The organism is Variovorax jilinensis, from assembly GCF_030316885.1.
GTDB lineage: Bacteria > Pseudomonadota > Gammaproteobacteria > Burkholderiales > Burkholderiaceae_C > Variovorax > Variovorax jilinensis.
This window is the reverse complement of the sequence record NZ_JASZYQ010000004.1, coordinates 466,073-476,084: the sequence shown is the minus strand read 5'-3', so window position 1 is coordinate 476,084 and position 10,012 is coordinate 466,073. Positions and strand designations below refer to the sequence as shown.

12 protein-coding genes are annotated in these 10,012 nt (G+C 69.9%); 8 read left to right on the top strand and 4 right to left on the bottom strand.

All coding sequences use genetic code 11. The annotated features are described in order from the left end of the window. Window position 1 precedes the first annotated feature (1 nt). Complete coding sequence (locus QTH87_RS18020; protein ID WP_286611122.1) at window positions 2–178, bottom strand: hypothetical protein; 177 nt, start codon at window positions 176–178, stop codon at window positions 2–4. A gap of 124 nt (window positions 179–302) precedes the next feature. Here QTH87_RS18020 and QTH87_RS18015 point away from each other — a divergent pair, with 124 nt between their 5' ends. From QTH87_RS18015 to QTH87_RS17985, 7 genes are all read left to right on the top strand, one after another. Further along, entirely contained in the window at window positions 303–1,121 is an 819-nt protein-coding gene (locus QTH87_RS18015) for a metallophosphoesterase (RefSeq protein WP_286611121.1), read from the top strand. Between the two features lie 60 nt (window positions 1,122–1,181). After that, window positions 1,182–2,411, top strand: a complete 1,230-nt coding sequence (locus tag QTH87_RS18010) for a spore maturation protein (protein WP_286611119.1) — start codon at window positions 1,182–1,184, stop codon at window positions 2,409–2,411. A gap of 61 nt (window positions 2,412–2,472) precedes the next feature. Further along, complete coding sequence (locus QTH87_RS18005) at window positions 2,473–3,009, top strand: flavin reductase family protein (RefSeq protein ID WP_286611118.1); 537 nt, start codon at window positions 2,473–2,475, stop codon at window positions 3,007–3,009. Between the two features lie 103 nt (window positions 3,010–3,112). After that, window positions 3,113–4,015: a DMT family transporter gene (locus QTH87_RS18000; RefSeq protein WP_286611117.1), complete on the top strand. Its 903-nt coding sequence runs from the start codon at window positions 3,113–3,115 to the stop codon at window positions 4,013–4,015. Next, window positions 4,012–4,926, top strand: a complete 915-nt coding sequence (locus QTH87_RS17995) for a glutaminase (protein ID WP_286611115.1) — start codon at window positions 4,012–4,014, stop codon at window positions 4,924–4,926. Before QTH87_RS18000 ends, QTH87_RS17995 begins: the two co-directional genes overlap by 4 nt. A 9-nt stretch (window positions 4,927–4,935) precedes the next feature. Then, the gene (locus QTH87_RS17990; protein WP_286611114.1) at window positions 4,936–5,409 is read left to right on the top strand and encodes a hypothetical protein; all 474 of its coding nucleotides are present in this window, start codon (window positions 4,936–4,938) and stop codon (window positions 5,407–5,409) included. 53 nt (window positions 5,410–5,462) lie between these two features. Continuing rightward, a complete protein-coding gene (locus QTH87_RS17985; protein ID WP_286611112.1) occupies window positions 5,463–5,921 on the top strand; it encodes a CopD family protein in 459 nt (152 codons plus the stop codon). Window positions 5,922–5,933: 12 nt separating this feature from the next. Here QTH87_RS17985 and QTH87_RS17980 read toward each other — a convergent pair whose 3' ends face one another. Continuing rightward, a complete protein-coding gene (locus QTH87_RS17980) occupies window positions 5,934–6,824 on the bottom strand; it encodes a LysR family transcriptional regulator (RefSeq protein WP_286611109.1) in 891 nt (296 codons plus the stop codon). Between the two features lie 88 nt (window positions 6,825–6,912). Between QTH87_RS17980 and QTH87_RS17975 the strand changes: the two genes are divergently transcribed. Further along, entirely contained in the window at window positions 6,913–7,092 is a 180-nt protein-coding gene (locus QTH87_RS17975) for a YjiS-like domain-containing protein (RefSeq protein WP_286611108.1), read from the top strand. Between the two features lie 5 nt (window positions 7,093–7,097). Here the strand turns inward: QTH87_RS17975 and treF are convergent, their stop codons facing one another. Continuing rightward, window positions 7,098–8,771 carry an alpha,alpha-trehalase TreF gene (treF, locus tag QTH87_RS17970; RefSeq protein ID WP_286611106.1) on the bottom strand — a complete coding sequence of 558 codons (1,674 nt, stop codon included), beginning with the start codon at window positions 8,769–8,771 and terminating at the stop codon, window positions 7,098–7,100. Beyond that, complete coding sequence (locus QTH87_RS17965; protein ID WP_286611105.1) at window positions 8,768–10,012, bottom strand: CaiB/BaiF CoA transferase family protein; 1,245 nt, start codon at window positions 10,010–10,012, stop codon at window positions 8,768–8,770. Before QTH87_RS17965 ends, treF begins: the two co-directional genes overlap by 4 nt.

Sequence of the window (10,012 nt, the reverse complement as noted above, 5' to 3'; positions counted from 1 at the left end):
GTCAGCGAACGACGCTGAGCCAGGCGCTGGCGGCGCTGCGCAGTTCCTGCGCGTGGTGCGCGTCGAGTCCGGCGCGGCTGTCGGCGCTCTCCATCAGATGGGAGGCCAGGCTGCCGGCTTCGGCAGCGCGATCGGACGGACGGAAGAAACCAGCCACGAGGGCGATGAGGTGAAACATGATGGTGCGTGCCCTTTGCTGGCGCGCGTTGTGAGTGACGATGAATGAAGAATAAGGGTTTTCCCCAATCTATCAAGCCCGACGTTATGCGCCAATCACATAACATGATGGCCAGACCGCATTCATGAAGCTTCAACTGCTCTCGGACCTGCACATCGAAGTGCATCCTCACCTTCGCATCCAGCCAGCGCCGGGTGCGGACCTGCTGATCCTCGCAGGGGATATCGGCTCGTACCAGCAAGGCTCCTCGCTGGCGGCGCCCGATTTCGGCCTCGCCCGCTTTTCGCCTCGCCACGGCTGGCCGACGCCCGTGATCTACGTGCCCGGCAACCACGAGTACGACAACGCCGATTTCGACGAGATTCACACCCGCCTGCGCGAGACCTGCGAGGCGCTCGACATCGCCTGGCTCGAGCGCGAGGTGCGCGTGATCGACGGCGTGCGCTTCGTCGGCACCACGCTGTGGGCCGACTTCGACGCCCTGGTCGAACCGGCCGACGGCCTCGCCGATGCGCTCAAGAAGCGCGGCAAGGCGATGCGGGCGGCCAACTTCTACCTCCACAAGGCTGCCACGATGCGCCATGGCGAGCTCTTCCTCGCGGACGCCTTGAGGGAGCACTCGCTCACCTGCCAGGCCTGGTTGCGCGAAGCGCTGGCGCTGCCGTTCGACGGCACGACCGTGGCCATCACGCATTTCGCGCCGAGCCTTGCGAGTGCCGATCCGCGCTACGGCCTGACGCCCGGCACCGCGGGCTTCTGCAATTCGCTCGACGAACTGCTGCCGCAGGCGCAGCTCTGGCTGCACGGCCACCTGCACTGCCACTTCGATTACCTGAAGGACGGCTGCCGGGTGGTCGCCAATCCGCTCGGCTACCTGGGCAAGGGCGAGCAGGACGACTTCGATCCGGCGCTGCTGATCGAGGTGCCGCGGCGTCCGCACTGAAGCCGAGGCGCCACGGCCGGGCCCCTATGATCGGCCGGCATCTCGCAACGAGGAAACCGCGTGCTCAACGGCTTGTGGCTGGGCTTCTTTCTGACCGCGGCACTGGCCGCCCTGGGCCGCTGGCTGATCGGCGGCGACACGGCCGTGTTCGCCGCCATGGTCGAGAGCCTGTTCGCGATGGCCAAGCTGTCGGTCGAGGTGATGGTGCTGCTGTTCGGCACGCTCACGCTGTGGCTGGGCTTCCTGCGCATTGCCGAGGCCGCCGGCATCGTCGACCGGCTCGCGCGCCTGCTGGGCCCGCTGTTCCGCCGCCTGATGCCCGAGGTGCCTGCGGGCCATCCGGCACTCGGCCTGATCACGCTCAACTTCGCGGCCAACGCGCTCGGCCTCGACAACGCGGCGACACCGATCGGGCTCAAGGCGATGCGCGAACTGCAGACGCTGAACCCGAGCAAGGACACGGCGAGCAACGCCCAGATCCTGTTCCTGGTGCTCAACGCTTCCTCGCTGACGCTGCTGCCGGTCACGATCTTCATGTACCGGGCGCAGCAGGGCGCGGCCGATCCGACGCTGGTGTTCCTGCCGATCCTGCTGGCGACCAGCGCCTCGACGCTGGTCGGCCTGCTGTCGGTGGCCTTCATGCAGCGGCTGCGGCTCTGGGACCCGGTGGTGCTGGCCTACCTGCTTCCGGGGGCGCTGCTGCTCGGCGGCTTCATGGCCTTGCTGGCGACACTGTCCGCCGCCGCGCTGGCGGCGTTGTCCTCGCTGCTCGGCAACCTCGTGCTGTTCGGGCTGATCGTCGGCTTCCTGCTGGTCGGCGCGCTGCGGCGCGTCAAGGTCTACGAGAGCTTCATCGAGGGCGCGAAGGAAGGCTTCGACGTGGCGAAGAACCTGCTGCCCTACCTGATCGCGATGCTGTGCGCGATCGGCGTGCTGCGGGCCTCGGGCGCGCTCGACCTGGCGCTCGAGGGCATCCGCTGGCTGGTCGGACTGACCGGCTGGGACACCCGCTTCGTCGATGCGCTGCCGACCGCGCTGGTCAAGCCGTTCTCGGGCAGCGCGGCGCGCGCGATGCTGATCGAGACGATGCAGAGCCAGGGCGTCGACAGCTTCCCGGCGCTGGTCGCGGCGATCATCCAGGGCAGCACCGAGACCACCTTCTATGTGCTCGCCGTGTACTTCGGTGCGGTCGGGCTGCAGCGCGGCCGGCATGCAGTGGGCTGTGCGCTGCTGGCGGAGCTGGCGGGCGTGGTGGCAGCGATCTTCGTCGGCTATTGGTTCTTCGGTTGAGGAAGGCCCCCACGCTCCTGCGCCCCTGCGTGGTCTGCGCAGCTTGCCGGCTTCGGCCAAAATGGGCCTCCACCCGACCCGCTCTCCCGTGACCGCTCCCGCCCAGGCGCAACCGCCTACCTTTTCCCTCGACGAGTTCCGCGCCTCGCTCGGCATGTTCGCCACCGGCGTGACCATCGTCACGGCGCGCGCGGCGGATGGCGCGCTGGTCGGCCTCACGGCCAACTCCTTCAACTCCGTGTCGCTGACGCCGCCGCTGGTGCTCTGGAGCCTGGCGCGCGGCGCGGCATCGATGGCAGCGCTCAGCACGGGATCGCACTACGCGATCAACATCCTGTCGGCGAGCCAGAAGGCGCTGGCCGAGCGCTTCGCGACCAAGGACGTCGACCGCTGGCTCGACGTCGCCTTCACCGAGGGCGTGGGCGGCGCGCCGGTGCTCGTGGGCGCCGCGGCGAGCTTCGAATGCTTCAATCGCAGCCGCTACGACGAGGGCGACCACGTGATCTTCGTCGGCGAGGTCGAACGCTGCAGCCACAGCGCAGGCGCCTCGCCGCTGCTGTTCCACGGCGGGCGCTTCTACACGGAGCATCCGCTTTGAAGGCGGCGCCGGTAGCGGCGCACGCGTCGGTCGCGGGCCCGCTGCCACGGCGCGCAGGCGGCGCACCATCGACAAGAACAACAACCTTCAGAGACAACGACGAATGATCGACCGCAAGGACCACCTCGACTCCCGCGCCACCGGAATCCTGCTCGCCTGCTGCGCCTTCTGGGGCCTGCAGCAGATTCTCATCAAGACCACGGTGACCGAGGTGCCACCGCTGTGGCAGGCATCGATCCGCATGGCGGGCGCGGTCGTGCTGCTGTGGGCCTGGTGCGCGCGGCGCGGCGTGCCGCTGTTCGAGCGCGACGGCACGCTGCCGGGTGGCCTGCTCGCGGGCGCACTTTTTGCGGGCGAGTTCACCTGCATCTACCTCGGACTGCAGCTGACCACCGCATCGCGGCTCACGGTGTTTCTCTACACCTCGCCCTTCGTCGTGGCGCTGCTGCTGCCACGGCTGGTGCCGGCCGAGCGGCTGCGCGGCGTGCAATGGGTGGGGCTGGGGATCGCCTTCGCGGGCGTGGTGCTGGCCTTCAGCGAGAGCTTCGGCCACAGCACCTCGACCCAGCTGCGCGGCGATGCGCTGGCGCTCGCGGCCGGCGTGCTGTGGGGGCTCACGACGCTCACGATCCGCGCGACCCGGCTCGCGACCGCCAGCGCCGAGAAGACGCTCTTCTATCAGATCGCGGTCACGGCCGCGGTGTCGCCGCTGCTGTCGCTGCTGCTCGGCGAGCGATGGAGCCTCGACTACTCGGGCTACGCCTGGTTCTCGATCGGGCTGCAGACCGTGATCGGCGCCTTTGCCAGCTACCTGGCCTGGATGTGGCTGCTGCGTCACTACCCGGCCACGCGCATCTCCTCGTTCACCTTCCTGACGCCGCTGTTCGCGCTGGTGTTCGGCGTCGTGCTGCTGTCGGAGCCGCTGACCCTGCAGCTGGTGCTCGCGCTCTCGGGCGTGGCGCTCGGCATCGTGCTGGTGAACCGCCGCCAGGGGACGGCGGCATGAAGTTCCAGCCGGTGCTCGACGCCATCGATGCCGAGCTGCGACCGCTGCTCGGCGCCGAGGGCCAGGTGGCCAGCTACATCCCGGCGCTGGCACGGGTGCCCTCGCAGCAGTTCGGCATCGCGCTGCGGACCTGCGAAGGAGAGGAGGCCAGCGCCGGCGACGCCGACGCGCCGTTCTCGATCCAGAGCATCTCGAAGATGTTCACGCTGACGCTGGCCATGCGCCGACTCGGCGACGAACTGTGGGAGCGCATCGGCCGCGAACCGTCGGGCAACCCGTTCAACTCGCTGGTGCAGCTCGAGAACGAGTACGGCAAGCCGCGCAATCCGTTCATCAACGCGGGCGCCATCGCGGTGGCCGACCGGCTGGTGAGCCTGGGCCATGCCAAGGCCGACCTGCTGGCGCTGATGTCCAACCTGTGCGGCGAGGCGATCGCCTATGACGAGGAGGTGGCCGCCTCCGAAGCCGTGACCGGCTTCCGGAACATCGCGCTGGCCAACTTCATGAAGAGCTTCGGCAAGATCGACAACGACGTGCGCGAAGTGCTGAGCCTCTATTTCCACCAGTGCGCGATCCGCATGAGCTGCCGGCAGCTGGCACGCGCCTCCGGCTTCCTGTGCCGCGACGGCGCGCACCCGATCGACGGCGAACCCGAGATCACGACCGAGCGCCATGCGCGGCGCATCAACGCGCTGATGCTGACCTGCGGCACCTACGACGCCGCCGGCGACGTCGCCTTCTCGATCGGCCTGCCCTGCAAGAGCGGCGTCGGCGGCGGCATCATCGCGGTCGTGCCCGACCGGCTGACGCTCTGCGTCTGGTCGCCTGCGCTCGACGCCAACGGCAACTCGCTGCTCGGCCTGAAGGCGCTCGAGCTGTTCACGGCCCGCACCGGCCTTTCCATCTTCTGAATCCCGACCATGACAGACACTGCAAGCCCGCTACAGGAACCCACGCTCTGGAGCGACGGCTTCTGGACCGCGCGCGTGATCAAGAACGAAGACGACGACGGCTGGGCCGTCGCGATGACGCGCGCCGGCGATCCGGAGCCCGCCCTGGTCGGCCCGTGGACCATGGGGCGGGACAAGAAGAACCCCAAGCCGCTCGACACCGCGGCCTTCCACACGCTCGTGAAGACCGCCAACGAGGTGTTGCGCCGTCACGAGCAGCAGCTGCAGGCGCAACTCAACAAGCACGTCAGCGTGGGCGCCGGCTCCGAACGCATACGCGTGTCGCTGCAGATCGTGCCCGACGAGGACAACCCGCATGCGATGCTGCGGGCGCACGACGAATCCGGCAGCGAGCTGGCCGAGTTGCGCGTGAAGCCGGACTTCAGGCTCAGCGCCGCGAGCGCCGAAGCCTGGATCGAGGGCGGCTACCAGAAGCCCCGCTGAAACCCCGCCGAGGCCGCGGGGCATCGGCATCATCGTTAGGCTGCGACATGCCCATGCTTCCTTCCCTCCTGCTCCTACTCCACCTGCTTGCTGCCGCCTTCTGGGTCGGCGGCATGGCAACCATGCACTTCGCGGTGCGTCCGGCCGCGGTCGCCAGCCTGGAGCCGCCGCTGCGCCTGCCCTTCATGGCGGCCGCGCTGTCGCGCTTCTTCGTCGGCGTGTCCGTTGCCATCGGCGTACTGCTCGCGAGCGGCCTGCTGCTGGTCTGGATGAGCGGCGGCTTCGCGCGCGTGCACTTGAGCGTGCATGCGATGTTCACGCTCGGGCTGGTGATGATGGCGCTGTTCCTGCACATTCGATTCGCGCCCTATCCGCGGCTGGTGCGCGCCGTGGCCGCGCGCGAATGGCCGGTGGCGGCGACGAACCTGAACACCATCCGCAAGCTGGTGGCAGTCAACCTGGTGCTGGGCGTGCTCGTCTTCGCCGTCGCGACGCTCGGCCGCGTGCTGTAACGGCACGCAGGCTCAGCGCTGGCTGAAGCGCTCGAGGATCTGCAGCACGCTCTCGGTCGCACCGTCGAGCCCGGCGCGCGGCCGGTGCGCGATGCCCAGCCGGCGCACCAGCGGCGGACGCAGCGGCAGCATGCGCATGCGCTCGTCGAGCGGGTTGTCGCTGGCCGGCAGCACGGGCAGCACCGCGGCGCCATAGCCCGCCGCCACCAGGCTGCGCATGGCGGCGTCATAGTTGAGCTCGATGCGGGGCCGCGGCGCCTCGCCCGCTGCGGCGAACCATTCGGTGGTCAGGCGGTACATGTGGGTGCTGCTGTCGTTGGCGATCAGCGGTTGCTGTGCCAGCCACCTGGGCGTCGCGCGCTGCGGCGCCTTCCACTTGCGCGGCACGAAGGCCATCATCGGCTGACTGCGCCAGCGCGTGACCACGAGGTCGCGCAGCGGCGGCTGCGGCATCGCCACCAGCCCGATGTCGATCGTGCCGATCGCAAGCCTTGCCATGGCTTCGTTCGAGCCCAGGATGCTGACCTCGACATCGATGCCCGCATGGCTCTGTTCGAGCGACTCGAGCACCTGCGGCAGCAGGTCGACCACCACGCCGGTGGAGGTGCCGAGGCGCACGCGGCCGCTGCGCCCTTCGGCCTGGCGTCGCACCGCATCGATCGCCTCGTCGGCGTCGCGCAGCAGCTGCCGCGCGCGTTCGACCAGCGCCGCACCCGCTGCGGTCGGCGTGATGCGGCGCCCGCCGCGCACCACCAGTCGGGCACCCAGGCGCGACTCGAGCTCGCTGATGTGCAGGCTGACCGTGGGCTGCGCGAGGTGCAGCGCGCGGGCGGCAGCCGAAAAGCTGCCGAGATCGGCGATGGACACCAGCGTTCGCAATTGATCGAGATTGAGTTGCCGCATCAGGAAAGCTGATCGAAGTTGACAGGATTCTCAACTTCCACAATAGCACGCGCGCTTGCAAGATGGCCTGCCATCAAGGAGCCACGTCATGTCATCGAGGACGCCCACCCCGTTCACCCGCCTGTTCGATCGCCTGTTCGCGCCGCTGCGCGAGGCGCGCCGCCGGCACGGCGACCGGCGCCTGCTGGCGGACATGAGCGAGCGCGAGCTGCGCGACCTCGGTGTCGGACGAAGCCAGATTCCAGGTCTGTTGGGGCCGCGCGCCTGAATCCCTCAGCGATGCTGCGGTGCTGCGGCGTGCGCCACGCAGCCATGGGCCGTGTGCTGCGGATGTTCGGCCAGCAGCGCGGCCGTGACGCCATTGGTCCAGCCGAAGCCGTCCTGCAGCGGATATTCGCCACCGGCGCCGCCGGCCGTGTCCTCGTGCTCGACCCGGCGCAGCGCGTACTTCTCGACCAGCTTGCCCTCGCGTTCGTAGACCGCGGCGACGGTCGCGAGCCAGCGCCGGGCGATGCTGCGCGAGAGCGCCTCGTGGCCGTAATCGGCGAGGCCGCGCACCGCCATCCACTGCAGCGCGGCCCAGCCGTTGGGCTGGTCCCATTGCTGGTCGCTTCCGCATTCGGTGGTCGAGAGACCGCCATGCGCGAGCAGGCGATGCGAGAGCGTTGCGGACAGCGCATGCGCCTGCGCGGGTGATGCAATGCCTGCGAACAGCGGCACCACGCAGGCCGCCGTGAGGCAGTCGCGCATCTCGCCGCGGCGCCAGTCGTGGTCGAAGTAGGCGCCCTGGCCGGCATTCCAGAAGAAGGCGTCGATGGCGGCGCGGCGGGCCTCGGCGCGCGACTCGAACTCGCGCGCCAGGGCAGCCTGGCCGGCGCGCGCGGCCAGCGTCCCGATGCAGCGCTCGAGCCGGTGCAGGAAGGCATTGAGGTCGACCGGCAGGATGTCGGTGGTGCAGATGCTTGCGAGCGAGGCCGCCGTGGCGGCGCGCGCATGCGGGGCGCCACGCACATGGCGTCCGGCGGGTGGATCGCGCAGCCAGCGGGTGCTGAAATCCCAGCCCGATTCGCAGGCAGCGCGGATGTCACGGTAGAGCGACTCGGGAGCGCGGTCGCAGGACGCGGCCGTGGCGACGTCCTCGAGCCAGGACTCCTCGCGCGGCGTGTCGCGCGCATCCCAGTAGCGGTTGAGCAGCGCACCACCCGCGAGCCGCACCACGCGGCGGCAGGCCTGGCCCTCGGCGAGGCCGTCGCTGCCCTGCATCCAGTGCGCGTGCTCCTTCTCCAACTGCGGCAGGAAGTCGAGTGCGTCGATCGCGCCGCGCTGCTCGGCCAGCTCCACCATCAGCGCGAACACCGGCGGCTGCGAACGGCTCAGGTAGTAGCTGCGCGTGCCGTTGGGCACCAGCCCGTAGGTGTCGATCAGGTAGGCGAAGTTCTCGACCATCCCGCGCATCAGCGGCGCGTGCGCAGGGCCCGCGAGGCCGAGCATCGTGAAGTACGAATCCCAGTAGTAGAGCTCGCGAAAGCGCCCTCCGGGCACCACGTAGGCATGCGGCAGCTGCAGCAGCGAGGATTGCGGCGGATGTTCCTGCGGCTGGCGCGTGAGCACCGGCCACAGGTCCTCGATGTGGGCCGCGATCGGCTGGCCCGGCACCGAGACGTAATCGCTGGGCGCGGGCTGCAGCAACTCGAAATTGGCATGCACGAAGGCAGAGAGGTCGAAGCCCGGTTGGCCGCAGGTCGCGCGGTAGGCAGCCAGGATGGCTTCGGGCGCGGCGCGCGGCGCGCAGTCGACGAAGGTCTTGCTGTCGGCGAATACGCGCCGCGACTGCACCTCGACGAAGAGCTCCCGGTAGCGGTCGGCCGGCGTCAGGCGGTCGGGCGCAGGTGCGGTCGCCGCGCGCGTCGAGCGCCTGGCGGCCGGTGCGGCGCCCGGTCCGTTCACACGGCGCCCGCCGCCCGCAGTGCGGCGCGTCCCGCCGCGTCGATGCCGAACTCGGCCAGCACTTCGTCGGTGTGCTGCCCGAGCGCGGGCGGCGCATGGCGCAGCACCGCCGGCGTGTCGGACAGGCGCAGCGGACTCGCCACACCCACGATGCGCTCGATGCCGTCGCCGGCGCTGCGCGGCAGCGTGACCGCCAGGCCGCGCGCCCTGACCTGCTCGTCGTCGAAGGCCTGCGCGATGTCGTTGATCGGGCCGCAGGGCACGGCCTTGTCCTCGAGCAGCGCGATCCATTCGGCCGTGCTGCGCGTGCGCGTGACCGCTTCCATCTGCGGGATCAGCACCTCGCGGTGCCTGACGCGCAGCGTGTTGGTCGCAAAGCGCGGATCGGCGGCCCAGTCGGCATGGCCCGCAGCCTCGCAGAAGCGCGCGAACTGGCCGTTGTTGCCGATCGCGAGCAGCATCGCGCCGTCGGCGGTGCGGAAGTCCTGGTAGGGCGCCAGGCTCGGGTGGCTGTTGCCCTGGCGCTTGGGCGCCACGCCGGTGTTGAGGAAGGCGCTGGCCTGGTTGGCGAGGATCGCCATGCCGACGTCGAGCAGCGCCATGTCGATGTGCTGGCCCTGCCCCGTGCGGTGCCGCACCTCGATCGCCGCCAGGATCGCGGTGCTCGCGTAGACGCCCGTGAACAGGTCGGTCAGCGCGACGCCGACGCGCAGCGGGCCGCCACCGGGCACCTCGTCGGGCCGGCCCGTGATGCTCATCATGCCGCTGGTGGCCTGGATCATGAGGTCGTAGCCGGCGCGGCCGGCGTGCGGGCCGTCGTGGCCGAAGCCGGTGACGCTGCAGTAGATGAGGCGCGGATTGACGGCGCGCAGGCTCTCGTGATCGAGGCCGTACTGCTTCAGGCCGCCGGTCTTGAAGTTCTCGACCAGGATGTCGCTGTCGGCTGCCATGCGCTGCAGCAGCGCCTGGCCCTCGGCCGTCGCCATGTCGATCGTGACCGAGCGCTTGTTGCGGTTGCAGGCCGTGAAGTAGGTGGCCTGGTCGGTGTCGTTGCCGTTGGCGTCCTTGAGGAAGGGGGGCCCCCAGGTGCGGGTGTCGTCGCCGACGCCCGGGCGCTCGATCTTGATCACGTCGGCGCCGAGGTCCGCGAGGATCTGGGTGCACCAGGGCCCCGCGAGCACGCGCGACAGGTCGAGCACCTTGAGGCCCGCGAGGGCGCCTTCCCGGGTCGGCGCCTCCAT

Excerpts from the sequence above, each read along its gene's own strand:
- QTH87_RS17990 (WP_286611114.1), top strand. The coding sequence starts at position 4,936 with ATGACAGACACTGCAAGCCCGCTACAGGAACCCACGCTCTGGAGCGAC.
- QTH87_RS18020 (WP_286611122.1), bottom strand. The coding sequence starts at position 178 with ATGTTTCACCTCATCGCCCTCGTGGCTGGTTTCTTCCGTCCGTCCGAT.
- QTH87_RS17980 (WP_286611109.1), bottom strand. The coding sequence starts at position 6,824 with ATGCGGCAACTCAATCTCGATCAATTGCGAACGCTGGTGTCCATCGCC.
- QTH87_RS17965 (WP_286611105.1), bottom strand. The coding sequence starts at position 10,012 with ATGGAGGCGCCGACCCGGGAAGGCGCCCTCGCGGGCCTCAAGGTGCTC.
- QTH87_RS17985 (WP_286611112.1), top strand. The coding sequence starts at position 5,463 with ATGCTTCCTTCCCTCCTGCTCCTACTCCACCTGCTTGCTGCCGCCTTC.
- QTH87_RS18015 (WP_286611121.1), top strand. The coding sequence starts at position 303 with ATGAAGCTTCAACTGCTCTCGGACCTGCACATCGAAGTGCATCCTCAC.
- QTH87_RS18000 (WP_286611117.1), top strand. The coding sequence starts at position 3,113 with ATGATCGACCGCAAGGACCACCTCGACTCCCGCGCCACCGGAATCCTG.
- QTH87_RS17975 (WP_286611108.1), top strand. The coding sequence starts at position 6,913 with ATGTCATCGAGGACGCCCACCCCGTTCACCCGCCTGTTCGATCGCCTG.
- QTH87_RS17995 (WP_286611115.1), top strand. The coding sequence starts at position 4,012 with ATGAAGTTCCAGCCGGTGCTCGACGCCATCGATGCCGAGCTGCGACCG.
- QTH87_RS18005 (WP_286611118.1), top strand. The coding sequence starts at position 2,473 with ATGGGCCTCCACCCGACCCGCTCTCCCGTGACCGCTCCCGCCCAGGCG.